Source organism: Maridesulfovibrio spiralis (SeqCode), assembly GCF_048571135.1.
Taxonomy (GTDB): Bacteria; Desulfobacterota; Desulfovibrionia; order Desulfovibrionales; family Desulfovibrionaceae; genus Maridesulfovibrio; species Maridesulfovibrio spiralis.
Genome location: NZ_CP182344.1, coordinates 27602 through 52840 on the forward strand (window position 1 = coordinate 27602; position 25239 = coordinate 52840).

Below are 25239 nucleotides of genomic sequence, written 5' to 3' on the forward strand. Positions count from 1 at the left end.
CTTTTTTGCAAGTGTGGACAAATTCAACCCATTTAATGCTATAAATGCAGACACCTCAAGATTTTATTGCTAATTTAATTTCGGGTTACCAGAGATAATCAGCGTGAGGAAGGTTAATTATTATGAAAGGAATTATTCTGGCCGGAGGATCCGGCACAAGACTCTATCCCCTGACAAGAGTTGTCAGCAAGCAATTGCTTCCGGTTTACGACAAGCCGATGATCTACTACCCGCTTTCCATCCATATGATGTCAGGCATCAGGGACATCCTGATCATATCCACCCCGGAAGACCTGCATAGATTTGAAGACCTGCTTGGTGACGGCTCAAACCTCGGCATCAACATTTCCTACAAAGTACAGCCCAAGCCGGAAGGTCTGGCACAAGCCTTCATCATCGGGGAAGATTTCATCGGTGACGACAGCGTCAGCCTCATCCTCGGGGACAACATCTTTTACGGCCACGACCTGCCTCACATCCTGCAGAAGACAGCCGGACTCAAAGAAGGCGGGACAGTTTTCGCTTACGCGGTCAAAGACCCCAAAAGATACGGTGTAGTCGAGTTCGACAAGAACCAAAGTGTCATAAGTATTGAGGAAAAACCGGAAGTCCCCAAATCCAAGTTTGCGGTTACCGGGCTGTATTTCTACGACAACTCAGTCATTGAGATCGCCAAGAATATCAAGCCCTCCGCGCGTGGAGAGCTGGAAATCACCGATGTAAACAACGAATACCTCAAACGGGGCAAACTCAACGTGGAGTTGCTCGGACGAGGATATGCATGGCTGGACATGGGAACCCACCAGTCTCTGCTTAGGGCGGCGTCATATGTGGAAGCTGTTCAGGAAAGACAGGGCTTCATGCTCGCCTGCCTGGAAGAGATCGCCTTCCGCATGGGCTATATCTCTCTTGATGAACTCAAAAACATGGCCAGTGACATGATGAAAAACGACTACGGTCAATATCTGATGGGAATTTATAACGACGCAAGGGATAAAGAATAATGAAAAAATCAGTCATCATCCTGACAACAATTCTGGCTCTGATGCTTCCGGCTGCGGCTTTTTGTGCGGAAAATAAACTTGCTGAAGAATTCGGCAAAATCTCAGGCGTAGAAGCTTCTTTCAGAACATTAAGCATGAAATTTGATAAAATTTCCGGAGCCGACACCAAACCGGACCGGGTCTACGCCCTGCAGGATATGTCCGGACTGTGTAAAACAAGTAAAATGCAGATTCACAGCCTGACTTCACTTTACTCGGTGGTAAATCTCGTAAAGCGGGACTCAAAATTTCAAAGTCACGAAGCGGAACTGCTGAAGCGTAAATGCGCATACGCATACAATGACTTCAACCGCCGCAAGAATTTTGTGCGCGATATCCTGGCTAAAGCCAAAGAACAGAAGTTGAGGGATCTGGCACTCATTTTTGACGCACAACTCAACATTGTGCTGGAACAGCTGACAGCCATCAACAATAAATTGAAATGAACTTGAATTCCGTTTTTTCCGAAACCTGCTTCTATTTCAAGAACAAAAAAAAGGCGCGGAATCCGCGCCTTTTTCTATTGAAAGGACTTGCGTCCATTTCAAAAATTTTCCTAATGGTGACCTTCTTTTTTGCCTTCCTCAATCCTGCGGAAAATCATGAACAACATCCATGCAAGATAACCAAAAATGAGGGATACACCTACAAAGCCAGCAGTTGTGCTGTGGCCCATATTACTGATAAGTTCACCGATCATGCCCAAATACCTCCAAGTATTTAACCCGATTTATTACCAAAATTTTGATTATTCTTCGCTATTATTTGCAATAATGTCAAGCGCTAGTTTCAGTATAAATATTGACAAACAAGAACAGAACGATATGATAACAACAACTTGCACTTATTATTTACATTAATAATATTGACGAGTTGAACATCTTAATACTGAAATTATCCGGATACCTTTCATCAGGGGAAAAGAATGGGTAAAGATAATAACAAGTCAGGGCTGGTCAGCAAGCTTAAAGCCAAGCTGGACCGCATGCTGGGCAGAAAAAATGCAGAATCGCTAGGCATCGACTATTGCCCTCAAAAACAGGTTCCAGCAGCCCGCCGGGCTTTTAGAATCGATGTAGACAACATGCACGTGATCTGTCGAACTCCGCGTGTAAAATGCAGAGTACACGATATCAGCGCAAGCGGAATCGGCTTTTCCAGCTCCAAAGAATTTCCTGTCGGTACTGTAATAGAAGCAGTTCTCCTCTGGTCCGGAAAACCTGTACTCAAACACCTGAAGCTGAAAATCACACGCCGGACGCCTAAAATAGTAGGCTGTGAATTTACAGACCTTGAACGTTCTCAGGACAAGATCATAAGCAAAATTGTGCTGGCCGCGCAAAAGCGCATGATCCAGAAAAAACATTCCGGCAAACACCCGGACAAGACCGAAGAAGAAATCGCAAGAGAAGTTGAAGCGCAAAAGAAACGAGGCATCGCACCTGCAGCACGCAAAAAAATTAAGCTATAAATTCTAGCCCGGCCAATATGCTGGCAACAACAGGAAACAGCTATGAAGACAGTAATCCTTGACGGCTACACTTTAAATCCGGGCGACAACCCGTGGACCGGGCTGGAAAAAATCTGCGATCTTACAGTTTATGACCGTACCGACCCCGGGCAAACCATTGAACGGGCTAAGGATGCAGACATTATACTGACCAACAAGACCCTGCTTGGTGCGGAAATCATCAACGAACTGCCGAATCTGAAATTCATATCCGTGCTGGCTACAGGCTACAATGTTGTTGACCTGGACGCGGCAAGAGCACGTAATATCCCGGTTTCAAATGTTCCGGGCTATTCTCCTCCTTCTGTCGCTCAGCACGTTTTTGCACTACTACTAAGCCACGCCAACCGGGTTGCCATGCATGACCGTGCAGTCAAAGACGGTCAGTGGGCCGAACAAAAAGATTTCTGTTTCTGGAATGCACCGCTCATCGAACTGGCCGGGAAAAAAATGGGCATTGTCGGATTTGGGGATATCGGCAGGAAAGTCGGAACCATCGCCAACTCTTTCGGCATGGATGTCCTCGCTTATGCTCCAAGACCGAAGCCGGAACCGGATTACGCCCCGTTCAGCTTTGTTGAGCTGGGGGAACTTTTCCGGGAAGCTGATGTTGTATCCCTGCATTGCCCGCTGACTGATGACAATGAAAAATTTATCAACAAAAAGCTGCTTGCAACCATGAAGCCCAATGCTTACCTGATAAACACCGCGCGAGGTCCGCTGATCAATGAAGCTGATCTCGCCGCAGCATTGACGGGAGGCATTATCGCCGGAGCAGCTCTTGATGTTGTCGGAGAAGAACCAATGCTGCCCGGAAGCCCTCTTTCCGGCACACCTAACCTGACTATTACCCCGCACATTGCATGGGCCACACTAGAAGCCCGCTCCCGTTTATCCGCGACCACCGTTGAAAATGTAAAAGCTTTTATGGCAGGCAAAGCCGTAAACGTAGTCAACGGGGTTTAACTGAGCCTCCTGCAACTGCGCATAAATACAAAAACGGGCTGACATAGATAACTATGCCAGCCCGTTTCATTTGGTAACTTGAGGATAAATCTTAAGCTGGTTCGATGTTTGCGTATTTCTGCACAGTTGAAATAAGATCCGCCTTGCGGACCGGTTTGGTCAGAAAATAGTCACAACCGACTTCATAGGCCCGGTCTTCATTTTCAGGCAGGGCATGGGCTGTAACGGCAACAATCGGGGTCTTCGCTCGGCTATTCCGCTCCTCATACCCGCGAATGAGAGTAGTTGCCTCGTAACCATCGGTAACAGGCATCTCAATATCCATGAGCACGACATCATATTCATTACGCTGAAACAGCTCAAAAGCAGCATGACCATTCTCAGCGACATCGATGAAATACGGGAACTTCTTCAGGTACAGCTGCACCAGAAGAACATTGTTTTCACAATCTTCTGCAAGCAAAATTTTCAAAGGCTTAATAGCTCCTTCAATATATTCCATGCCGCCAACGACTCTTCCTGAATCCAGCATTAATTTACCTTACACTTAAGTCAAAAAAAAACGAAAAAATGAGACACTCCCTACGTTACGGCGACATGTATTATTACAATGATCACTCAAAATCAACCACCCTACGGAATAAATAACACATATCAAACAAAGCGCAAAGGCAACTGCCTGAAAATCATGTCAAAGATTTTAGTTCATCAATGAAATTCTCAAGGTCATTCGGATCACCTTCCTTATGCTCTTCAGGATAAAGCAGGGCGGACATAAAAAAAACACTGCCGACTTCAAGGGATTGTGCTGCGGATTGAGAAAAACGGTTAATTTTCTCTATAAAAGGTCTCAATTCATTATTTTCAACAACATCAACGATATCACCACTCTGCTCCGCAAGCGAAGCGAGCTTCATGGCTTTGCTGCGCATCAGATCCCTGTACGCTGAATCATCATTGCGTTCATGAAGGGCCGCATGCGCCTCACTCTCAATACTGCGGATTTCAGCCGCTTCCTTTTCAAGCCATTCAGTCAGAAGTATGTACGGATTCTCGGAATTCATATTTTCTCCCGTTAAATTGAATTACCGTACATTTTTAAAACCCCTGACTGATAAATGGCAAGGAAAAAAGATAATCTATCAACAGCGACCTGTTATAGCGAGCCGCACATATGCCGGTAGTTTCCGCACTCAAGCCTATTCATGAAAGGACATGCTTTTTTCATAAACCACTTTTTACGCGGGCACCAGAAACGGTCCTTAAACGGCTCGTTGCAGCCGTCGGATGTCAGCTTCTTTCTGCGCTGATTACCAATTATTATATAATTTCCTTCGGTCCGAACTTCTATGAGAGTCATAATGACCTCCACCGGCTTACATCAGCTCACACTGACTAGATCCTCCTTTGGGGGTTGCCTGATTTACAATCTTCTACAACTGAAATATATTATGCACCTAATATGCCATACTTGCGTAATAGGAAATTCTTCCCTTTACATACGGAACAAATGGTCATAACAAATATCGTTTGTGTTTATCATCACAGCGAAATAAATCCGGCAGCGCCAACAAAATGACAGCCGGTTCAAGGAGCATACTTTGCCTATACTTTCAGCCAGCACAGGGATCACCAGATACAGGATTCTGGAAGAGGTCAGCGATGAACTGATCAGGGAAATACCTGAAAAATTAGCTAAATTCGCATTCAAAGACATCGACCACACTGCCGAGGAGAGATCCTTCGGCTGGGTAAACATGGACGATATGCTGGATGACAAATGGGCCGTTTCCCCGCCGGAAAAAGCCCATTACTTCACCTTTTCACTGCGCCTTGATACCCGCAGAATCCAGCCCGCAGTGTTGAAAAAACACTTCCAGATCGCGCTGAACCACGAGCTTGCCGAAGCCAAGAAAGAAGGAAAAAATTTCATCTCCCGCGACCGCAAAAGGGAAATTAAGGAACAAGTTACCCTTAAACTGCGCGCCCGTTCCCTGCCCATCCCGGCGGTTTTCGATGTCGTATGGAATGTGCCGGAAAACCGCCTGTACCTTGCGGCCACCAACACCAAGGTCATGGACCTGTTTACCGACCACTTTTCCGAAACATTTGAACTGACCCTTGAACCGCTGACTCCCTTCTTTCTGGCCATGGAAATGCTCGGCGAAGAGGCTGTACAAAAACTCGAATCGCTCGATCCCACCTACTTCGTAGGCTAGGGCCAAAAGAATTTACGCAAAGGAGCACACGCTATGGACCTCATGATGCTTGCCGAAAGGGAAAACACTCTTCTGGGTCAGGACTTCCTGACCTGGCTCTGGTATAAAAGTGAAAAACAGGATGGCATGTTCCAGCTTGAAAACGGTGAAAGTTTCATGCTCTACATGGAACAGCGCATGTCCGTGCAGGGCGGCGACGGTGAAAACGTCGATACCGCTACCGTAAACTCCGCCAGCGGAGACATGACCGAAGTCCTCTACGGCCTGCGCACCGGGAAAAAAGTAACCCGCTGCCAGCTGAAAATGGAAATTGATGAAAACCTCTGGCAGATGCAGGTCAAAGCCGAAGACTTCACCATGAGCGGGTTGAAAACTCCCAAAGTGGATATGAAGGATGAAGAAGGCGACGACCCGGATTCCAAATTTCTTGAGAAGATTTATCTGATAGAAAAATGCATCACCCTCTTTGATCACGTTTTCAAAGAATTCATCACCATCCGTATCTCCGACCAGTGGAAAGATGAGGTTTCGAAATTTCAGAACTGGCTGCGCGAGGGAGAAAAATAAGAATGGCAAAAATCACATTGGCGGCGTTCGGGGACAGCCTTACTGAAGGATATGGACTTCCGGCATACAGTTCCCTTCCGGCCCAGCTTGAACGCTGGCTGCTGGAAGAAGGCTTCCATGTGGAAATCAACAATTTCGGCCTGTCCGGGGATACTTCCGCGGACGGGCTATTCCGCCTTGCCGACGTTATTGAGAGCGGCCCGGATGCAGCCTACATCGAATTCGGGGCCAACGACTGCTTTCAACTAATGGACCCGGAACAGACCAAAGCCAACCTCGCACGCATGGTCGAAGCCTTTCAGGAAGCCGGTATCCCGGTTCTGCTGCTCGGTTTCAAACCCATGAACTTCACCCCGCAATCCTACAGCTCTGAATTCAAGAAAATATTCGCCGAGGTTGCTGACAAGTTCAAAGTACCCCTTTACCCGGACCTGACCAAAGGCATTGGGGAAAAACCCGAATATTATCAGCCGGACGGAGTGCACCCGAACAGCGAAGGAGTCACTGTTATGGTCAGCAATATGTTTCCGGAGTTCAAGGCCTTTCTGGAATCCATCCCCGAGTAGGACAACTCCTTTAACACTGCAATCCTTGTTGTTTTTTTCCTCCGGGCCATGTATCTTTTCGAACAAAGCATGGAGAAAGAATGGAAGAAAACAATCAGCCCATCCCATCTGAGCAGCAGGAAGAGCAGACAGAAAAACAGAAGAAGCCCAAAGCTCCTGAACGTCCGTCTGTTGCATTGATTCTCGGTTCAGAAGGAATCAAATCCTTTTGTGCTCTGCCTTTTATTGAGTACCTGCAAGCTGAAAAAATAGACATAGACCTTGTAATCGGGGTTAGCGGCGGTGCGCTGCTGGCCGGATTCATGGGGGCGGGGTATGACCTGAAACAGATTCAGGAAGTTTTCTCAAAAACTGTTGATCCCCGCTTTTACACCGACGTGGATTACAATTCCGTGCTGGAAATCGCCAGCACCGGAATGGGCAGGTTCACTGCCGAGTCGGGAATCCTGAAAACCGACTGTCTGCGCCGGACCTACGAGACCCTGTTCAAAAAGACCGACATCTCGGACCTTTCGCCCAAAACGCTGATCTCCACCACCGACCTGGAAACCGGAAAACCGGTGATTCTCGAAGAAGGCAACCTCGCGCAGGCCATCTATGCCAGCAGTGCCATTTATCCGCTCATGCCTCCGGGTAATGTGGACGGCAAGCGACTCATCGACGGTGCATTCTCCTCACCTGTTCCGATTATGGAATGCGTAAAAAGGCAGATCGATATAATCATCGCCATCTACTTTGATGATGCCTGCAACCCGGAACCGGACAGCTTTGTTTCCAGCTATCTGAACACTTCACGGATTTTTAAACGCTCAATTCTTACCAGCCAGCTGCCCCTGTCCATCGACCTGCACCACCATGAAATTATCCCGGTCTACATCAAGCACCCACGGCCCATCGAGCTTTGGGAGGTTAACAAGCTGACTGAAATCGTGCATGCCGGGAAGGTAGCCTTCACCAATAAGAAAGCTGATTTTAAAGAAGCGGTCATAGAATTCAAAAAGAAAAGAAAGCTGCGCGAAGAAGAACGTAAGCGCAAGGAAGAACAAGAACAAATCGCCAAATCAAGGGCTGGGGAAGAAGAAAAACGGGAACAGACAGCCGAAGACTTGAAAAAAGAGAATGCTGCAACCGGCACAAAGACAGAAACGACTCCCACGGAACAACCTAAGGATGAAAAGAAAAGGACTTTTAAAATTATCAAGAACCGCAAAGAACGAAAGAGGACCGGAGTGTGAGACTTTTAGCATTTCTGCTTTATTTTATCTGTGTCGCCGGTTCTCCGGCCTTTGCCGGGGAAATGGTGCTGGGCACTCTTTTCGAACTTAAAAGCAGTCAGGGTCCTACGGCGCAGGAGGCATTGAACGGTGCTTTGCTGGCTGTGAAAAAAATAAATGAATCAGGAAAACAGATCAAGATCAGGCTTGAGGTCGTATCCATCAGCGGAGATACCACCGGGGTTCTCAACGGAGTGAACAAAATTTCTAAATCCAGAGGGATCATAGCGACAACAGGCATTATATCCGAAGATGCATCCCTGACAGCCGCGCCGGCTTTTCAGGCCGCGAACCTGCCTTTTCTGTGCACCGGAGCGCAATCCGATTCCCTTTCCCACACCGGAAGCAACATATTTACCCTTGCTGTTCCGGACATCAGAACCGGACAACTGCTGGCAGAATTTGCAGCAAACACCATGCAGACCAACAATATCATGCTGATCCGCTCCGATCTTTCCGACAGTGCCGCGCGACAGGCGGACAGCTTCGCCCGCCGTTTCAAACAAAACGGCGGCAGGATCATGGCTGAAATGCGCATCACCGAACCGGACCCTGATTTATCTTACGTCACCCGAAAACTTGTTGAACTGGCCCCGGTCCAAGCGACCAACAGCACCGTCATCGATGAAAGCTTGGAGACAGGAAACTTTGCTGACAACGTGGCCGGCATGACCATCCAGAAAAGGGAAACGGAACCGGCAAAGCCCCAGATTGAAGGCATCGTAGTCTTCGCACCGCCAAGTATCGCCGCCAAGTTGCTGAAGCATCTGAAGCTGTCGCAGCAACCCTACCCTGTTCTGGGCGGGACAAGCTTTGATACCGTCTCTATGCAAAAAGAAATGCGGGAGTATCCGGCAACGGTCTACCATGCCTCACAAGCCGGCATGGACCGTGAAGCACCGCTGGTGCGCTCCTTTGTTGAATCATACAAAAATCTGTTCGGCAGCAGCCCGCAAACCGGATATGCGGCTCTGGGCTTTGATTCCATCATGCTGCTGGCTGCGGCAGGAAAAACAACCCCAACATCAGCCGCCATCAGAAAAGAACTGATGAGAATTGAAAATTTCGAAGGTGTCTGCGGGAAAATATCCTTTCAAGGCCGCAGCGCAGAAAAGCCGCTCTACATCATCCGGATCGGATCAGGACAGAAATCGCTGGCAACAGTGCTTGATTAATCTTCAACAGCAAATCCCACGGTAATTGTTGTCCCGCTTTCTTCGGAGGTTTCCATCTGCACAAAACCGTGCTGGGCCTCCATGAGCATGCGGGTACTGTAGGTTCCGAGCCCTAAACCATGCGCTTTTCCTGCCGTAGAATATTTATCGAAGAAGGCATCACGCACTTTAAGCGGAACACTGTCCACATTATGAACCCGCACTAAATGCGGTGGCCCCTGCTCAATGGAAATTGTCACAGTTTCGCCCTTGGGTGTTGCCTCAAGTGCATTCTTAATAATATTCGAGAAAACGATATGGCAGAAGTCTGCCCGCGCACTGACTACCAGAAAATCAGAATCAGCAACGACTTCACCATCGAAAAGCAGGACAATCCCGCGATACTGGGCAAGAGCTGAACGTTTGAAATAGCGGACCTGCTTGGTAAGCAGGTGAACGATATCAACCCGCTCCGGAATATGTTCATAAGTACCGGATTCAATCTTGAACATATTCAGGGATAAATTGATCTGGGAAAGCATCCGAGTCCCGGCCTCTTCAATCAGATCAAGACTTTCGATCTGCATTTCACTCAAGTTGCCCTCGGCGGCGATAATCATCGGCAGATTGATTACCCCGGTCAGCGGAGCTTTGAGATCATGACGCATGATGCGGTCCACCTCTTCACTGAGGTTTTCAAACTCCTTGCGTTCAGTAACATTCTCCAGAGTCCAGATAATTCCCTCATGCAAATCACCGGGGGCTATCGCCTGCCCGGAGATACGGCACCAGATTAAATCGCCAGCCTTCTGACGGAACTGCACCTCACGCTGAACAACCTCACCGGTGCTGAGCATGATGTCTGTTCCCTGCCACGCCTCGGCAAAAGCCTCATCCGAAACGTACAGCTTGCGGCTTGTTTCACCCAACAGCTCATGCTCGGCATAACCGAGAATTTTGCAGAGCCGTGAGTTTACGCGATGAAAAACCCTATCGCCCTTGAGCAGGGCAAAACCAAGGGCACTGTTCTCGAACAAAGCCTCAAATTCCGACAAAGCAATCTTTAATTCCCGGTCCTTGCGTCGCTTGGCGGCAGTAATCACACCAAGCAGGATAAGCAGGAAAGCATATACACCTGCGGAAACAAAATACGGAAGTTTTGAAATCTTCCAGATGTCACTTGCAGAAACAAAAGAAACCAGTTTCCATGACCTGCCCGGTGCTGATGGCGTATGCTGCATGACAGTCTCCGGATCAGAATCACTGCCTTGGGCAGAAAGCGAAATGGTCTGAAAAGTATACAGCCCTCTTCTCCCTTCGAACTGTCCACTTTTATTGCCATAAATTTGGGCCCATGCGTCAGGGCTCCAATCTTCAAAAGAACATTGCCTGCGGTCCCGAAACATGAATGCCCAGTCGCAGCCAAGCGGACCGCCGTAAAGCCATGCTCCGTCGGAAGTAACAAACATAAGTGAGCTGTCGGCCTCGCGGGAAATGTCAACCAGATTCTCAATGGCTGTCCGGCCCAGAAAGTTACCTACCAGCAACCCTTTTGTCTCCCCTTCAGAGCCGATGATCGGGGTGGCTGCACGCAGCATTGGTTTCAAGGGATATTCAAGCGCGCCATGCTCAATATTTAAATCGAAAGGTGAAATATAAATCTGCTCCGGCAAAAGACCGATCGCCTCTTTAAAATAATAACGATCGCTCTTGTCCTGAAGCTTATTAGCGGGCACAATCTCCGCCCCATGCGCACCTTTGTTGACCCGCAGCATCTCCATTCCGCTTTTATCTAAAATCCTGATCTGATCAAATTTACCGGAGATATCAGAGAAATGGGAAAACTCCTTCTGCAATTCGGAAATAGCGGCAGCCCCCTGTTCATCCCAGAGTTTATGAAGTGCTTCATGTCCACTTAAAAACTTAATCCCCGAGATTACCTTGTTCATCTCCAGATCAAGACTCAGCGCAGCGGAATCAACATAAAAACGTTCATTCTTATGAAACTGGTCAATTCGCACGGTTGCATCCCGGTGGGCAACAACAAACATGAGAATCCCCAAAAGCAACGACATCGGGAGATAAACAGTTTGAATCCAGTCCCAACTGAAGAAACGCCGAAAATGCATACCAGAGACCTCTATAACCAACTTTATTATTCATTTATTTGAGCGGAAGTATCCTTCTCAATACTCCGCTGCACAGCACGTACAAGGAAAAAGATCAGCAAGGCCGCAACACCGGCCAGCCCCATCATTTCCCAGTTCACTGTTCCCTTACGCACTCCTGCGGAAAGCAGATGCCCTCCGGCAGTCAGAAAAACCGTCTCGGGAATCAGGCAGACCACACTCATGACCAGAAAAGGCAGAAAACGAACCCCGGTCGCCGCCCAGAGATAGTTGGCCACAGAGTAAGGCACAACAGGTACGATCCGGCTCAACGCCAGCACTTTAATGGGGTGCTCCCGGCTGAGCATTTCCATTTTCATGAAGTTGGGATCGTGCCTGAATCGCTTCAGCACGCGTCCCCGGAAAACAAATCTGCCCAGAAAGAATGATATCGCTGAACCAGCCGCCATGCTGAGCAGGCACATTCCCGTCCCTTTTACCGCACCGAAAAGAACCCCGGCCACCACGGTAAACAGAGTCTGCGGAATCATTATGACCATGCCGAGAACATTAATCGCCATAAACAGGAAGGGCGCGAAGTTTCCGCTGGCTTTTATCCAATCCGCAATAACCGAGAGATGCCCTTCCCCCCAATGCTCTGCGGCAAAAGACAGTACGCCCACCAACATAATAATCAAAGCACCATGTACAATTATTTTTTTAGAATATATTTTTTTCCGGTGCATATTTTCTCCCTTCACTTGCAGCTCTAAATACCCTACCATATCGGTCTGAATCTGTCCCTGACGTGACATCCTTTAAAGATAAGGATAACAAACGCTGACCAACGCAACGTTAAATACTGAAATTTTTTATTTCAGAAAACAATAATCAGGAAAGAATATGCGCTACGAACTCAAATTAATGGATACCATTTCAGGAACCGGGTGCTTTGCCGCTTTCCCCGGACCGAACCTGAGCTTTTCCGAAGTACTGGCCCACCTTGAAGCACACCCTTATGATGAATTCATGCACCGGCACATGCTTGACCAGCTCGGCAAGCACCGGACCCGCAAAATTCAGAAGATAATCAAAGAGATCAAGGGTGACCCCAAAAAGAAAGTACTGGCCGCCCTGATTTATGAGGCAGTTATCACCCATCCCCGCCTCGAGTCACTGCGAGCCGAGGTAGAAGGGCTTTTCGATGCTGAAGAGCTGAAAGAATTCACCCCCACTCTGCACCTGCGTTCCCATTTACTGGAAGACCAGCCTCTGCACAACAAATGGAGCGAGATTTTCTCAGCCAATATGGGCTGGCACACTGAACTGCCCAACCCGGATGAAGCCGGAATCGAGCCGCCTTACACAAAAGAAGAGCTGCCTTCAGCAAAATTTACAACTGCTTCCTCCATTCGTGAAAAACTGGAAAGCGAAGACAAGCTGCCTCCGGCGAAAGAGCGTGCTCCCATTAAGGAAGTTACCGCAAACGCCCACAAAAAGCTCGAAACAGTCGGTGTCTACATGGGACCCCAGATGCGCCAGAAAGGCTGCCTCAGCCCCTTTGCCGTGCTGCACCACTGGATGGTCGACAACCGCACGGACAACGGCTGCCTGAGCAACTCCCTTCGCGCCATGCAGACCAGCTACGGTCGCGGCTTCACCTTTGAGCAGGCCTGCGTATCCTGTACAATGGAAGTGGCTGAAAGGGTCAGTTCCTACGCCAGCATCGGCAAAAACGGTGTTGGAAACCGCACCGCTTCCCTGCCCGTAATCAAAGGCAGTTACGATGAAATTTCCGCCAAATGTCCAGCCATAAACCCGGCAGACCTCGGCCTTGAAGCTCCTTACGAAGGCCAGCAGCTCTGGTGGATGCCTGCCGAGAAATTCGACGGCGAAAACCATGTTCAGGCACAGGTTCCGGTGCAGCACGTATTCCTGTTCTGCAACCTTGATGAACAGAACCTTTTCAGCGGCCTAAGCTCCACCGGACTAGCTTCCGGCAATACTGTTGCCGAAGCCCGCCTCAGCGGACTTCTGGAGGTTCTTGAGCGTGATTCCGATGCCACTATTCCTTTTGACAAGGAAAAGTGCTTCACCATTGAATCCGATGATGAAGAAGTGCAGAAGCACCTCAACGCGTTAAAAGAAAGCGGCATCAATGTCTGGTTTCAGGACAAGACATCAGAGCTGGGCGTTCCCTGCTACACTGCCTTTGCAGTAGGCAGGCACGGCGACATCAACAACGGTGGAGGCTGTAACCTCTCCGGTAAACGGGCCCTGCTCTCAGCACTGACAGAAATTCCTTATCCGTTCCCCGGACCGCTCTCTCAGGAAACCCCTGAAGGCCTGCCGGTACGCAAGCTGGAAGACCTGCCCGACCTGAGCACCGGAAGCGCAGACGGCGATGTTATGGTCATCGAAAACACCCTTGCCGCCAACGGATTTGCCCCCTACTACGTGGACCTGACCCGCAAGGATCTGGAGATTCCCGTAACACGGGCAATTGTTCCCGGCCTCGAAATAGTTTCCGACCTCGACAAATTCTCGCGCATCAGCAAAAGACTCTACAGGAACTATCTCGACATTAAAAATCTTCTGTAATATGTTGACTATAAGCTTGACTACATAAAAGACACAGTATATCAAGCATTACTTTCCGTGCCCGGATGGCGGAATTGGTAGACGCAAGGGACTTAAAATCCCTCGAGCTTACGCTTGTGCGGGTTCAAGTCCCGCTCTGGGTACCAAAAAGAAATCAAGGACTTACGAACAATCTTAGGATTGTGCGTGGGTCCTTTTTTTGTGCCTTTTTCACCAAAAACCCTACCTCACCATCCCGGTATAAGCTTATTAGCTCCTCACCATACCGGACCTTAACAAGCTGTTCCGTGTCCGTACCTTCCGCAACTATAATAATAGGACAGCCCAATATTTCTCTAATTTTAATACCTGCTAAGGATACCAATAGACGCTTATCACTATGCAAGTCATTATAACTGATTTCTACAATTCTCTTTCCCCGACCAGTAAAATAATTCTTGCAACACTGTTCCAATCCACACCGAACACAGCCAAGCCGTTTCCTTTTGTGATCTCCAGTCTGCAACACAATGCCAAATGCAGTAAATTAAGCGTTCTGCGCACCATTCCCAAGGGCGAAAAAGCAGGACTTTTCCAGCGTAAAAACCATAAGTCCGGTCGCAGACATGGCAGCATCATTACTTTATATAATGAACGCTGCGAATATTTCCTTAGTCTTTACAAGCAGGAATACGGACTGCTGACTGATACCAATCATGATCGGTATCAAGTACGAGATGTTACCAATGCTGACCGATATCAGATCAATTTCGGTAACAACCAACACCAAACAGTAAAACCAACCTCCCAATCATTAAATTTAACCGACCATACAGACCTGCTCTTTTCGCGCTTATCCGATCAGGGCAAGCGTGTGTTCGGTATCATTTTCTCAATTGCAAAGCAGACTGAACAAGACGAAGTATCCCTTGTAATTCAATCTGTTGCCAGAGATGCAGCGTGCAGCGAAGTCACAGCGCGAAGGGTCATCAAACAAGGTCATGAAGCCGGGCTTTACACTAAAAGACAGCACCAACGCGGCCCTCGTTTTGGTATCATCCTCAAGCTTAACAGCACCCCCATGAAGCGCATGCTGGAGCTGTTGCAAGCCTTTCCAGTGCAGGATGTTACCAATGCTGATCGGTATCAGGCAGGTGTTACCAAACATGACCGGTATCATGAGCGTAATGATACCGATCCTGATACCAAACTTGACCGGTATCCTGTTACCAATGCTATTTTAGGCCACAAACAAGCTGTTATCCCCTGCCAATCAAGGGCTGACAGCAATTCCGCGCAACAACCTGATACCAATGCTGATCGGTATCAAAACCCGGTACTATTAGATAGACAGATTAAAAATCTATCTGGTTCTGAAGAAAATGAAGAGGAACGCTGGGCGCGCAGGCTGCTTTCAATCAGCGCAGATGAATTTCAAATTATCTGGCCCCGACTCCATGATGAGAGATTCGGGACGGACCAAATCCGCCAGATCGTTCAGCACCGCCTGAGTTTCAACGAAACAATTCTTGATATCGAGAACTCCCTGCACGCCGCAGAATGGGAACTGGAACACGACACTTTCCCGGAAGCCCGCAAAGGCCCTTGCAATTATCTTTTTGCCACCCTGAAAGGCAAAGGAACGTGGCGCAGGCCCGTGGGTTTCATGACTCCCAACGAGCAGGCCCTTGGCAATGCCAAAAAGGAAAAAGCGGTCATCCGTGAATTACAGGAGTTGGACAGAAAGAAATCCAAGGAAGCTGATCAAGCTGCACAGAATGAAAAATTTGAAGCATGGTTAAAAACACAGACTCCTGAAGATCTGGAAGCAATTGACGCTCTCTGCTCCATGCGCGTCAGCACTGAAGCCACAAAGCGTTCATGGCGTAAATCATACTGGACCAAAAACATCAGCAGGAACGCAGCATGAAAAATGTGCTGCTGATCCTTTTCTTTCTTCATGCGCTGATAGTCGTCTATCTGCTGCATGGGCTGGGATATCGGATAAATCTTACCGATTCCATGCCCCATGGAATTTATCAGATCGTACCCGGCAAACCTGGTCGCGGTGATCTGGTCACCTTCAGTCTTGCTGAAGATAATCCCTATTACCAAATTTCTCTTGAGCGGCACTATCTGGGCCTGAACGGTAACAGGCCACTGCTTAAGATTCTGGAAGGCCTGCCCGGTGATTCCATTGAAATCGCTGACAACGGTGTTCGCATAAATTCCGAACTGCTTCCGCACACGCAAGCCAAGATCAGCGATCACCACGGCAGGCAGCTTCCAATTTTTCTGAAATCCACTGTTATCCCCTCTGCCAAAGGTCTGGCTCTGTCCACATACACCGAAAACAGCTTTGATGGCCGTTACTTCGGACTAGTGGACATGGATCAGATGCGGAGGGTTGTACCTGTTTTAACCTTCTAAAAAAACGAGAACATCATGAATCAACTCCATGAATTAATTGCGGAGATAAAGAGCCGTATCGAGTTCCACAAGGAATTAAAAAGTTTCAAAAAAAAGAGAGAGCATGGAAGCGAAAAGTAGACCCCTTCAACTACTACCTTGATCGTTTTGCCGTAACTGCGGCTGTATCATTATTTATCTGCATAATATTAGCTGGCTGCGGTTTTCGATTCTATTTCAATGAGTCAATCCATACAGGCATATATAAAATTTCCTCTGACACACCTAAAAAAGGGGACATTGTCACTCTCTCCCTTTGCCGATGTAACGAATACTACCCTCTAACTGATAGATCATACACAAAAGGTAATTTCATTCGATACTTTGCTGCTCATGCTGGAGATAGAATTGAAATTACAACAGATGGAATCCGTATCAATTCAAAACTCTGGGCAAATTCCAAAATTTTAAAAAAAGATGCCCACGATCGCAGAATGTTTTCGCTCTTGTCTGCCGGAACTATTCCTAAAGGCAAAACCCTTGTCCTTTCAAAAAACGACAAAAACTCTTTTGACTCAAGATACTTCGGGCTTGTTCCAGTCTATATGCTCAAAAAAATTAACCCCATTTTAACTTTTAACTAACACACCACAAGGAGTAAAAAATGCGTCTATTCATCGCGGAAAAACGAGATGTGGCCTTAGCCATATCCCAAGCTCTGGGCGGCCCAGATAGGCCGACCGGAGCAGCCTTTCACGTAAACGGCGATCGTATCACCTGGCTTTGGGGTCATGTGCTGCGGTTGACTGATCCGGAAGAACACGACGAGCGTTACAAGCTCTGGGATCTGAACAGTCTACCTATGAAATGGCCTGTGACCTACGCCCCGGAACCAAGGCATGCCGACCATCTCAAAAAGATCATCGCTCTCGCCCATCAGGCTGACGAACTGGTCAACGCAGGAGACCCAGACCCGGAAGGTCAACGGCTGGTCGATGAAGTTATCGAGTTTGCAGGTCTGCTGGGAAAACCGACCAGAAGACTGCTTATCAACGACAACAACGGCTCTGCCATCCTCAAGGCTCTTAAAAACATGGAAAGCAACAGCAAGTTCCACGGGCTGTCCATGTCCGCACTGGCCCGTGCAGTATGCGACCAGCGATTTGGTTACAATCTGACTCGCTGCTATTCCACGCTGGCCCAGAAAAAAGGCTATCAGGGTGTGCTTTCGGTGGGCCGGGTCCAGACTCCCATTCTAGGCCTGGTCGTTGCCCGCGACCGCGCCCACGAAGGACACGAAAAGCAGGCATATCATACGGTCAAAGCACAGATTGATATGCTGGGCCAGTTGGTTGAAGCCGAACATATTCCCGCCGATGATGCACCGGTGGATGAAAAAGGCCGGATTGCGGATGCGGTATTTGGGAAAAAGATTGCGAACGAGGTTCAAGGCAAACCGGCCACGGTTCTTTCCGTGCAGACTTCCGAGCGCAAGAATGATCCTCCCCTGCCCTACAACCTGCTTGCATTGCAGGCCGATGCCGCCGGACTCTGGAACTACAAACCCAAAAAGGTTCTGGAGATCACCCAGCGGCTGCGCGACCAGCATAAGGCGATCACCTACAACCGCAGTGATTGCCGTTACCTCAACGATGAACGGCACGAAGAAGCAGCGGAGCTGTTACAGGCTCTAACCCCGGCTTTCGGAGATATGGCCGAATACGCCGCCCCGGAGCGCAAATCAAAGGCGTTCAATTCCAAGAAAGTCACCGCACACCACGCCATCATCCCGACCATGAATGTGCCGCAGTTGGACAAACTGAACGAAGACGTACGGCGTATTTATGAGCTCATCGTAAAGCTCTATATTGCCCAGTTCTATCCCCCGGCAGAATTTATGGCCACAAAAGTGGAACTGGAAATCGCCGGCCACAAATTCAAGGCGGAAGGCAGGCTGAACAACTCCCCGGGCTGGCGGCTACTGGATGAGCAATATCTCAAAGATTACGAAAAAGCCGAGAAGCAGCCTGAGCTGCATAAGCTTCAGCAGGATGATTCCGGCACGGTTGAATCCGCTGAGTCAGTGAAATCATTCACCAAGCCCCCGGCGCTTTATACCATGAAAACACTGCTTAAGGATTTAACCGCGGTCGCTAAGTATGTGACCGACCCTGAAATCAAAAAGCTGTTCATGGACAAGGATAGTGACAAGCAGGACGAGTCCGGTGGAATCGGAACTCCGGCCACACGAGATTCCCATATTGAAACGCTCTTCAGACGTGGCTTTGTCATGGAGAAGGACAAGAAGGTCATCAGCACCGAGCTGGGCCGGGAGTTCCACGATGCCCTGCCGAAATTCGCAGTTAAGCCGGATATGACCGCCCTCTGGCATGAAAAGCAGAAACAGATTGAAGCCGGGCAGCTGAACTATCTCCAGCTCATGGATGAAGTTGATGAATCGGTCGCACAGGAGATCGAGCGCGTTAAACGTGAAGGCCTGAACATCAAAAGCAATGCTGTGCAATGCCCCAAATGCAAAACAGGATTCCTAAAGCCCCGCAAAGGTAAGACAAAATTCTGGGGCTGCTCCAACTATCCCGATTGCACCGCCACCTTTCCCAACAAAGCCGGCAAACCGGATCTTAACGCAAATCCTGCCAAAAAGCTGGAAACTTCCGCTGAGTATAAATGCCCGGATTGCGGAAAAGGGTTGATACGCAGACCTGCCAAGCGCAAAGGATTGTTCTGGTGGGGGTGCAGCGGGTTCCCGGACTGTAAATTCCGCTGCTTTGATGAGAAAGGAAAACCGAAACTGGAAAGCTACCCCTCAAACCCAAGGAGAACAAATGAGCCAAGACGAGATCAGAAAACACCTCACTGAACAGGCCGACCAGCTCACCGATGAACTGGAAGAAAATCCCGGTGCGACCATAGAAGTAGATCCGGAACTGGCCGACTACATGGGAGCCTTTGAAGAAGACGCGCTCACAGCGGAAGAGGCAGAGGACGCATCATTCGATCCCTTTGATCCTGAAGACACAGAACCGGAGGAATGAGCACATGGCTAAGGATAAAACGCATTACTATCAACGTTTTGCTGAAGAAATCATTGATAAACTGGAGAAAGGAACCGCGCCCTGGCAACGACCTTGGAAAGCTGGAGAATTTCAGCCGGCTTTCAACCCGGTATCCGGAGCAGTCTACCGGGGAATCAACCAGATCATGCTCAGTTCTGACGGACTGAATGATCCCAGATTCATGACCTACAAACAGGCTGAATCAAAGGGCTGGCAGGTTCGCAAGGGTTCAAAGTCGAAGATCATAGTCTTTTGGCAGATGTCACAGATCAGCGTTGTAAAAGACGAAGACGGCAAGCCGGAACGGGACGAAGAAGGGAATGTGAAGGCTGAACAGATCCAGCTTCAGAAACCGATCCTGCGCTTTTCCAATGTTTTCCACGCCAGCCAGATTGACGGAATCCCGGAATGGGAAGGCCGTGAAATCTCATGGAACCCGGATGAACGGGCTGAAGCCATTCTAGAAAATTCCGGCGCTAGCATCTCACACGATCAGCGCAACCGGGCTTTCTATACCAGGGCTAAAGATGAAATCCATCTGCCCCCGCACGCGGCCTTTGACAGTCCCGACAAATACTACAGCACTGCCCTGCATGAGCTGGGACATTGGACCGGGCATGAATCCCGGTTGGACCGCGAATTCGGCCCGTTCGGTTCGGAAATCTACGCCAAGGAAGAACTGCGTGCCGAGATAGCAAGCTGGATGACCAGTGCAGAACTCGGCATCAGCCATAATCCGGAACAACATGCCAGTTATGTGAAAAGCTGGGTCAAAGTTCTGAAAGAAGATCCTTACGAAATCGTCCGCGCCTGTCAGAGCGCGGAAAAGATTAAGGATTACACACTCGGTCTGGAAAAAGAACGCGCTCAGGAACAAACCAAGGAGCAAGGCATGTCGGTTTCGGCACCGGATAAAGCAAAGCTGGAACAACGTGAATCAAAATATGGAGCTCCAGAGAACGGTAAGACATGGCTCAAGGTTCCCTTCTCTGAAAAAAATCAGGCAAAGCAACTCGGATCCAAATGGGATCAGTTGGCAAAAATGTGGTTTGCTCCTGAAGGAGAAGACGTCCAAAAATTCGCGGCATGGCTTCCGGAAAACAAAGCCGTTGCGCAGCAAAAGGAAACACCGCAGGAACCCCGGCTTGCCACAGAAAAGACCTATCTCAATGTTCCATATCGTGAAAAAGGACAGGCCAAAAAGCTCGGCGCACGCTGGGATAAATCCGAGAAGCTGTGGTTTGCTCCCACCGGAACAGACCTCACGCCTTTAGGCAAATGGTTGCCCAAGGAAAAGGTCAATGCCCCGCAAACAAACGCGGTGCAGGAATTCGCCAAGGCATTGCAGGAAGCCGGCCTCGATCTTCAAGGCCAGCAGCCGATCATGGACGGAACGCTCCAGCGCGTGCCGGTCATCGATGGCAAGCCCAATTCAAAAGACGGCGCATACAAAGGATTTCTGGATGCCCGCCCCGCCGGATTCATTCAGAATCACAAAACCGGGCTGAAAATGAATTGGAAAGCTGATGGACTTGAACTAACTGGCGAACAGAAAGCCCAGCTCAAGGCGCAAGCAGCCCAGAAAAGAATTGAACGCGAAAAGGCCCTCGCCGAGCAGCGCGAAAAGGCTTCAAAACGTTCTTTCGCCAAGTGGACCAATGCCAAATGGGCCTCCCAGCAGCAGGAATACCTCACTAAAAAAGGTGTTCCGGGCTACGGGGTCAAGGTCAATGAACGCGGAGATCTGCTTGTACCGGGACGCGATACGAACGGCCATATCCACACCCTGCAAACCATCACTCCGGACGGAAAGCTCTTTGAAAAAGGCGGTCTGAAGGCGGGAATGTTCCACGCCATTGATCCGGACGGAAGACTCGGACAAAGCAAAAACATCCTTATCTCCGAAGGCTACGCCACCGCAGCAAGCGTGCACATGGCAACCAACGAACCTACAATAGTTGCCTTCGACGCCTCAAACCTTGAGCCGGTCGCAAAGGCACTGAAAGAGAAATACCCAGACAGCAAAATAGCCATACTCGGTGACAACGACCACCATCTAAAAAACAACGTCGGCGTTGAAAAAGCCGAGAAAGCCGCCAAAGCAGTGGACGGAACAGCACTGACACCCAAATTCACCGAAGCCCAGCGCGGGCAGGGCTTAAGCGACTTCAACGACCTGCATCAATCCAGCGGTCTGGGAGAAGTGAAAAACCAGATAGACGGATTATTCAAGCCCCGGAAAAGGGTTGTAAAGCAGCAGGCTGCCAAGGCTATGGCGATGTAAATTAACAAAGCGGGTCTGAGGGGGGCCGCTTAAATGCAAGGATATTACAGATGAAACAATCCAAATTAAAGCAGTTACTGATCCTACCTCCTACTTATATAAGGAATTTCATAGGAAACACTCAAAGCGGATAGGCACAGCATAACTTCAAACAAACTCACATATGATACAAATATGAATACTCCCTTGCATCAAGGCATCTCAAATGATAATAATTTTATATTAAATGCCAATAAAAAGTTGACCGGCCACCCAAAAAAAGATAGGGCTACCCCTTAAATAGAACCATTAATAATTAAAATAAAATGTCACACACAACAACACCCACTGACAACAGCACTGGCGACGGAGAGGAAATCCTCACTCCAGAACTTTCAATCGTAATGCATAAAATGGCCCATATGATGAAAGATCAAGAGAAAAATCTGAAAGAATATTTTGATGAGAGTATTACAAAAGTAAAAGATCAAATTAAAAAGCTTGAGACTCGGATTGAAGATTTAGAAAATCAAACCCGTGCGTCAAGAAACGATTACTTTTCAATGAAAGAAAGCATCGACCATATAAGCTTTGCAAGAGAGAAATACGGAAACCATTATAACTCACTTGGAACAAGAATGCCAGGACCCGTCCGCTCAAATCTTGGACAAAGTCCTTTGCTATGGAAATAAGGTCATTTTTTAATCTTTAAAAAACGCCACCAATGCGGTGGCGTTTTTTTTTATTCAAAGGTAGGTTAGCATCAATTATATTTAATAACAATTTTACAACTTGCTAAAAGGCTTCGCATGCAAGAAAGCATACCGTCACCTATATTAAATGTTTTTTTTTCATGGGCGAATTTTTCGATCAGCAAAGAATTAGTCATAGCAATTATGGTTGTTCTTTTTTCGTTGGCATTAATGACCGAGAAGAACACCGCTATCCTAAAAACGGAACTCAAGGTTTTCTGGAACCGGCTAAAAGCTGGAATTCTGAATTTTTCAACTCCACTAAGCATTCCATTCAGACAAAATCCATTCATGCTCTGGGTTCACCCATACCCGGAATGGTCAAGACGTTTCTTTGTTTCCGATAACTACTATACTATGAAACCCGGCTATCATACAGGTGGGACAACACAATTTCTTCCGTGTGTCTTCGCCACCTATTCAAGGAGGTGGAAGTGGCTGGCAGCAGTTGCTTTCCTTATTTTCATGGGAACATCCACCGCCATTCTACAATTAAATCCGCACTTACTACCCAAACTATCCTTTGCTTACCTTCCACTATTTTTCTTAATCATAATTCTAGTTTTTCCCCAAAAATCTCTAAAAGACGCTTTTTATCATGGGTTACTTGGCCTTATATCGGGGGGAATTTCGATCTTTGCTAGTAAGAATCTGCCCCCCCACTATGCTTTCTGGCCATTTGCAGTGGCCCTACTTTTCCCACCACTCATGTTTGCACACAGAGTCAAGTCCCCCGTAATATGGCTGTTCCCCCCTCTGACTGGACTTCTTTTTGTAACACACTCCTTACGTGAAGTTGGCCCTTATAATTTGGTATATATGACCGCAGCAATATTTTCCGTCGCATTCTGTTGCGCAATAGATAATAAAAAAGAAACGCTAATAAAAACACCAATTATAATTCATGCTATTTTCAGCTTTATCATTTTACCGGGATTATCTATTCTATTTTTACGTCCACAACAAATGTTATACAATACGATCTGGTTTATTTTTATCGCCTCGTTCTACCCAGCATGGGCAATCGTAAATATTGACACCATGTCAAGAAGACTAAAAATTGTTTTCATTATCTTATATACATTACTAAACACACAGATAATAACTCAAAATTTTGTTGAACATATACAAAATACAAATTTAAATTTCTATACATGGCTCCTACTATCACTAATAACATGCGTTATCATAGTACCCGCTTTACCTGCAAAAAAAACGCACATATGCAACGAAAGCAAAGCAGACAAATGCATTGGAAGACTAGCTAGCGAAGGACAAAGTAATAAACGATTAATTTTAGAATATAGTATATTATTGCTTTTCATATCCATTCTTATTGGTGTCTTTGCAATAAAAATTATTGCATACAGTTCTTCATACTACGCTAATGGTGCATTGCTGCACCTCAATACCACTATCAAAGACCTACTAGCTTCAATATTAGCCTTTCATGGAGTAACTGACTGGACTCTGCTATTCCAAATCAAAAAAAGAAACGAGATGACTACGGACAGCCCGTATAAACCAACAAATCCAATAAGATTATCCTCATTGGGTGTCTCGTTGTTAGGTGCTGCTTCTTTAAAATTCCCCAACACCTACACATACTCTTTACTTGCACTGTCACTTTTGACACTGATCAGCCTCATCGCAAAAGAATTATATATAAGCCCTAACAAGAAAACAAGAAAACCTACCAATTACGTTTGGAGTCTCGTCACTTTCAACTGTGGACTTATGATTTTTCTCAACATGGAGCCACCATGCCAGCATATTCTTTTTATATATATTGGTGTTTTTTCTTTTTTATTGGCTCTATTATTTTTCTATTTCCCTAAGTATTTTCATACAAAAAAAAGACACGAATGCACCTCGAAACTTGAGTATGGAATTTACCTATGGCCACTAGGCCTCCGAGCATGGAGCCTTCTGTTCGGGATAACGTTAAGCGCGCCTCTTTCTTTATTTGGATGGATACCTGCGATGTCCATGATACTCTTCGTTACATTTTTGATACCATGGTTTATCTACAGCATGCTAAGAACACCAACGCTATTGGATTTATGGCGAGGAAAAATCTTTTATCAAAGATTTATAGAGGGCGAGGAAAGCTTAACTCCTACAACATCGGGCATAGTCCGCTTTTGGCCTTTTAGATGTTTACCTTTTCTACCCACTTTTACAAATTACCGAGGAGGACAAAGCATTCGTTCATCGCTCTACACTAGAATTGCTTTGCATCAGATAATCACATCCCAAATACCCATAAGACCGAGACTAACCAAAGAGGGAGATAATTACTCTTTTTTTCTCTCACTTAAATGGTTTTGGTTTTGCTGTGTTCCTATATGGTCAAGTTTTATAGTACTACTAACTATAACTATAGCACATTCAAGCCTTACTGGGGAATTTTACTTTACCCAGCACTTGGCTACAGTCAGCAACCCTTTATTTTATCGCATAGGTGAACATCGACTACTAAGTCGCTATGTTTTCCTCTTTACGGGAGTTCTATGGCTAATACTCTCATATAAAATGATTTCAATTGAACTGTCTCGGCTCAGCAGTCTATCTGCATACGAGCAAAATCAAGAAGGACAGGCTATTGTCCCATTATGGGTAAAAGCACAGGCTGTAATAGCAGCACGTGACTTCTCAGAAATATACAAAACTCAAACACAGAAAATAATCAAATTAACACTTGGAGCTTTTGCCTCAATATACTGTGTTATATTAACATTTGGATAGCAT

Annotated in this window: 24 protein-coding genes and 1 tRNA gene; 19 read left to right on the forward strand and 6 right to left on the reverse strand. The window is 47.4% G+C overall.

Going from position 1 to position 25239, the window contains the following annotated elements; translation table 11 throughout:
- The first annotated feature begins 122 nt into the window (after nt 1–122).
- Together rfbA and ACNI29_RS00170 are read left to right on the forward strand one after the other, a co-directional pair.
- Nucleotides 123–1004, forward strand: a complete 882-nt coding sequence (rfbA, locus tag ACNI29_RS00165) for a glucose-1-phosphate thymidylyltransferase RfbA (RefSeq protein ID WP_419780178.1) — start codon at nt 123–125, stop codon at nt 1002–1004.
- On the forward strand, nt 1004–1489 hold the full coding sequence (locus ACNI29_RS00170; RefSeq protein ID WP_419780179.1) for a hypothetical protein: 486 nt from the start codon (nt 1004–1006) through the stop codon (nt 1487–1489). The genes rfbA and ACNI29_RS00170 overlap by 1 nt, the downstream gene beginning before the upstream one ends.
- Before the next feature lie 110 nt (nt 1490–1599).
- Here ACNI29_RS00170 and ACNI29_RS00175 read toward each other — a convergent pair whose 3' ends face one another.
- Nucleotides 1600–1743 (reverse strand): hypothetical protein, encoded by a 144-nt coding sequence (locus ACNI29_RS00175; RefSeq protein ID WP_203544513.1) that lies wholly within the window; start codon nt 1741–1743, stop codon nt 1600–1602.
- A gap of 225 nt (nt 1744–1968) precedes the next feature.
- On the opposite strand from ACNI29_RS00175, the gene ACNI29_RS00180 reads away from it, so the two are divergent.
- Both ACNI29_RS00180 and ACNI29_RS00185 read left to right on the forward strand, forming a co-directional pair.
- Entirely contained in the window at nt 1969–2514 is a 546-nt protein-coding gene (locus ACNI29_RS00180; protein ID WP_419780180.1) for a PilZ domain-containing protein, read from the forward strand.
- A gap of 42 nt (nt 2515–2556) precedes the next feature.
- Nucleotides 2557–3519 carry a D-2-hydroxyacid dehydrogenase gene (locus tag ACNI29_RS00185; protein WP_419780181.1) on the forward strand — a complete coding sequence of 321 codons (963 nt, stop codon included), beginning with the start codon at nt 2557–2559 and terminating at the stop codon, nt 3517–3519.
- A gap of 91 nt (nt 3520–3610) precedes the next feature.
- Here ACNI29_RS00185 and ACNI29_RS00190 read toward each other — a convergent pair whose 3' ends face one another.
- From ACNI29_RS00190 to ACNI29_RS00200, 3 genes are all read right to left on the reverse strand, one after another.
- A complete protein-coding gene (locus ACNI29_RS00190; RefSeq protein ID WP_419780182.1) occupies nt 3611–4051 on the reverse strand; it encodes a response regulator in 441 nt (146 codons plus the stop codon).
- 154 nt (nt 4052–4205) lie between these two features.
- Nucleotides 4206–4583, reverse strand: a complete 378-nt coding sequence (locus tag ACNI29_RS00195; protein ID WP_419780183.1) for a hypothetical protein — start codon at nt 4581–4583, stop codon at nt 4206–4208.
- A gap of 92 nt (nt 4584–4675) precedes the next feature.
- The gene (locus ACNI29_RS00200) at nt 4676–4879 is read right to left on the reverse strand and encodes a hypothetical protein (RefSeq protein WP_419780184.1); all 204 of its coding nucleotides are present in this window, start codon (nt 4877–4879) and stop codon (nt 4676–4678) included.
- Nucleotides 4880–5120: 241 nt separating this feature from the next.
- Here ACNI29_RS00200 and rdgC point away from each other — a divergent pair, with 241 nt between their 5' ends.
- The 5 genes from rdgC (at nt 5121) to ACNI29_RS00225 (ending at nt 9320) form a co-directional block, all read left to right on the forward strand.
- Complete coding sequence (gene rdgC / locus ACNI29_RS00205; RefSeq protein WP_419780185.1) at nt 5121–5738, forward strand: recombination-associated protein RdgC; 618 nt, start codon at nt 5121–5123, stop codon at nt 5736–5738.
- A gap of 33 nt (nt 5739–5771) precedes the next feature.
- Nucleotides 5772–6305, forward strand: a complete 534-nt coding sequence (locus ACNI29_RS00210) for a hypothetical protein (protein ID WP_419780186.1) — start codon at nt 5772–5774, stop codon at nt 6303–6305.
- A 2-nt stretch (nt 6306–6307) separates the two neighbouring features.
- Nucleotides 6308–6871, forward strand: coding sequence for an arylesterase (locus ACNI29_RS00215; protein ID WP_419780187.1), 564 nt, complete (start codon nt 6308–6310; stop codon nt 6869–6871).
- Nucleotides 6872–6951: 80 nt separating this feature from the next.
- The gene (locus ACNI29_RS00220) at nt 6952–8106 is read left to right on the forward strand and encodes a patatin-like phospholipase family protein (protein ID WP_419780188.1); all 1155 of its coding nucleotides are present in this window, start codon (nt 6952–6954) and stop codon (nt 8104–8106) included.
- The gene (locus ACNI29_RS00225) at nt 8103–9320 is read left to right on the forward strand and encodes an ABC transporter substrate-binding protein (protein ID WP_419780189.1); all 1218 of its coding nucleotides are present in this window, start codon (nt 8103–8105) and stop codon (nt 9318–9320) included. The genes ACNI29_RS00220 and ACNI29_RS00225 overlap by 4 nt, the downstream gene beginning before the upstream one ends.
- Here the strand turns inward: ACNI29_RS00225 and ACNI29_RS00230 are convergent.
- Nucleotides 9317–11374 carry a PAS domain-containing sensor histidine kinase gene (locus ACNI29_RS00230; RefSeq protein WP_419780190.1) on the reverse strand — a complete coding sequence of 686 codons (2058 nt, stop codon included), beginning with the start codon at nt 11372–11374 and terminating at the stop codon, nt 9317–9319. The two genes, ACNI29_RS00225 and ACNI29_RS00230, sit on opposite strands and share 4 nt — an antisense overlap.
- A gap of 80 nt (nt 11375–11454) precedes the next feature.
- A complete protein-coding gene (locus tag ACNI29_RS00235) occupies nt 11455–12153 on the reverse strand; it encodes a TVP38/TMEM64 family protein (RefSeq protein ID WP_419780191.1) in 699 nt (232 codons plus the stop codon).
- A gap of 157 nt (nt 12154–12310) precedes the next feature.
- On the opposite strand from ACNI29_RS00235, the gene ACNI29_RS00240 reads away from it, so the two are divergent.
- The 10 genes from ACNI29_RS00240 (at nt 12311) to ACNI29_RS00285 (ending at nt 25236) form a co-directional block, all read left to right on the forward strand.
- A complete protein-coding gene (locus tag ACNI29_RS00240; RefSeq protein WP_419780192.1) occupies nt 12311–14008 on the forward strand; it encodes a YcaO-like family protein in 1698 nt (565 codons plus the stop codon).
- Between the two features lie 59 nt (nt 14009–14067).
- Nucleotides 14068–14154, forward strand: a tRNA-Leu gene (locus tag ACNI29_RS00245).
- A 233-nt stretch (nt 14155–14387) separates the two neighbouring features.
- On the forward strand, nt 14388–15917 hold the full coding sequence (locus ACNI29_RS00250) for a hypothetical protein (RefSeq protein WP_419780193.1): 1530 nt from the start codon (nt 14388–14390) through the stop codon (nt 15915–15917).
- Entirely contained in the window at nt 15914–16417 is a 504-nt protein-coding gene (gene traF / locus ACNI29_RS00255) for a conjugative transfer signal peptidase TraF (RefSeq protein WP_419780194.1), read from the forward strand. Before ACNI29_RS00250 ends, traF begins: the two co-directional genes overlap by 4 nt.
- 248 nt (nt 16418–16665) lie before the next feature.
- Nucleotides 16666–17040, forward strand: a complete 375-nt coding sequence (gene lepB / locus ACNI29_RS00260) for a signal peptidase I (protein WP_419782127.1) — start codon at nt 16666–16668, stop codon at nt 17038–17040.
- 20 nt (nt 17041–17060) lie between these two features.
- The gene (locus ACNI29_RS00265) at nt 17061–19277 is read left to right on the forward strand and encodes a DNA topoisomerase (protein ID WP_419780195.1); all 2217 of its coding nucleotides are present in this window, start codon (nt 17061–17063) and stop codon (nt 19275–19277) included.
- Entirely contained in the window at nt 19243–19452 is a 210-nt protein-coding gene (locus tag ACNI29_RS00270; protein ID WP_419780196.1) for a hypothetical protein, read from the forward strand. Before ACNI29_RS00265 ends, ACNI29_RS00270 begins: the two co-directional genes overlap by 35 nt.
- Nucleotides 19453–19456: 4 nt before the next feature.
- The gene (locus tag ACNI29_RS00275; protein WP_419780197.1) at nt 19457–21757 is read left to right on the forward strand and encodes a zincin-like metallopeptidase domain-containing protein; all 2301 of its coding nucleotides are present in this window, start codon (nt 19457–19459) and stop codon (nt 21755–21757) included.
- 305 nt (nt 21758–22062) lie between these two features.
- Complete coding sequence (locus tag ACNI29_RS00280) at nt 22063–22428, forward strand: hypothetical protein (RefSeq protein WP_419780198.1); 366 nt, start codon at nt 22063–22065, stop codon at nt 22426–22428.
- Nucleotides 22429–22545: 117 nt separating this feature from the next.
- Nucleotides 22546–25236: a hypothetical protein gene (locus ACNI29_RS00285; RefSeq protein ID WP_419780199.1), complete on the forward strand. Its 2691-nt coding sequence runs from the start codon at nt 22546–22548 to the stop codon at nt 25234–25236.
- Nucleotides 25237–25239: the final 3 nt, after the last annotated feature.

Excerpts from the sequence above, each read along its gene's own strand:
- ACNI29_RS00180 (WP_419780180.1), top strand. The coding sequence starts at position 1,969 with ATGGGTAAAGATAATAACAAGTCAGGGCTGGTCAGCAAGCTTAAAGCC.
- ACNI29_RS00195 (WP_419780183.1), bottom strand. The coding sequence starts at position 4,583 with ATGAATTCCGAGAATCCGTACATACTTCTGACTGAATGGCTTGAAAAG.
- ACNI29_RS00230 (WP_419780190.1), bottom strand. The coding sequence starts at position 11,374 with ATGTCGTTGCTTTTGGGGATTCTCATGTTTGTTGTTGCCCACCGGGAT.
- ACNI29_RS00270 (WP_419780196.1), top strand. The coding sequence starts at position 19,243 with ATGAGCCAAGACGAGATCAGAAAACACCTCACTGAACAGGCCGACCAG.
- ACNI29_RS00170 (WP_419780179.1), top strand. The coding sequence starts at position 1,004 with ATGAAAAAATCAGTCATCATCCTGACAACAATTCTGGCTCTGATGCTT.
- ACNI29_RS00185 (WP_419780181.1), top strand. The coding sequence starts at position 2,557 with ATGAAGACAGTAATCCTTGACGGCTACACTTTAAATCCGGGCGACAAC.
- ACNI29_RS00240 (WP_419780192.1), top strand. The coding sequence starts at position 12,311 with ATGCGCTACGAACTCAAATTAATGGATACCATTTCAGGAACCGGGTGC.
- ACNI29_RS00210 (WP_419780186.1), top strand. The coding sequence starts at position 5,772 with ATGGACCTCATGATGCTTGCCGAAAGGGAAAACACTCTTCTGGGTCAG.
- ACNI29_RS00285 (WP_419780199.1), top strand. The coding sequence starts at position 22,546 with ATGCAAGAAAGCATACCGTCACCTATATTAAATGTTTTTTTTTCATGG.
- ACNI29_RS00190 (WP_419780182.1), bottom strand. The coding sequence starts at position 4,051 with ATGCTGGATTCAGGAAGAGTCGTTGGCGGCATGGAATATATTGAAGGA.
- ACNI29_RS00275 (WP_419780197.1), top strand. The coding sequence starts at position 19,457 with ATGGCTAAGGATAAAACGCATTACTATCAACGTTTTGCTGAAGAAATC.
- ACNI29_RS00220 (WP_419780188.1), top strand. The coding sequence starts at position 6,952 with ATGGAAGAAAACAATCAGCCCATCCCATCTGAGCAGCAGGAAGAGCAG.
- ACNI29_RS00215 (WP_419780187.1), top strand. The coding sequence starts at position 6,308 with ATGGCAAAAATCACATTGGCGGCGTTCGGGGACAGCCTTACTGAAGGA.
- traF (WP_419780194.1), top strand. The coding sequence starts at position 15,914 with ATGAAAAATGTGCTGCTGATCCTTTTCTTTCTTCATGCGCTGATAGTC.
- rfbA (WP_419780178.1), top strand. The coding sequence starts at position 123 with ATGAAAGGAATTATTCTGGCCGGAGGATCCGGCACAAGACTCTATCCC.
- ACNI29_RS00175 (WP_203544513.1), bottom strand. The coding sequence starts at position 1,743 with ATGATCGGTGAACTTATCAGTAATATGGGCCACAGCACAACTGCTGGC.
- ACNI29_RS00265 (WP_419780195.1), top strand. The coding sequence starts at position 17,061 with ATGCGTCTATTCATCGCGGAAAAACGAGATGTGGCCTTAGCCATATCC.
- ACNI29_RS00235 (WP_419780191.1), bottom strand. The coding sequence starts at position 12,153 with ATGCACCGGAAAAAAATATATTCTAAAAAAATAATTGTACATGGTGCT.
- ACNI29_RS00200 (WP_419780184.1), bottom strand. The coding sequence starts at position 4,879 with ATGACTCTCATAGAAGTTCGGACCGAAGGAAATTATATAATAATTGGT.
- ACNI29_RS00280 (WP_419780198.1), top strand. The coding sequence starts at position 22,063 with ATGTCACACACAACAACACCCACTGACAACAGCACTGGCGACGGAGAG.
- ACNI29_RS00250 (WP_419780193.1), top strand. The coding sequence starts at position 14,388 with ATGCAAGTCATTATAACTGATTTCTACAATTCTCTTTCCCCGACCAGT.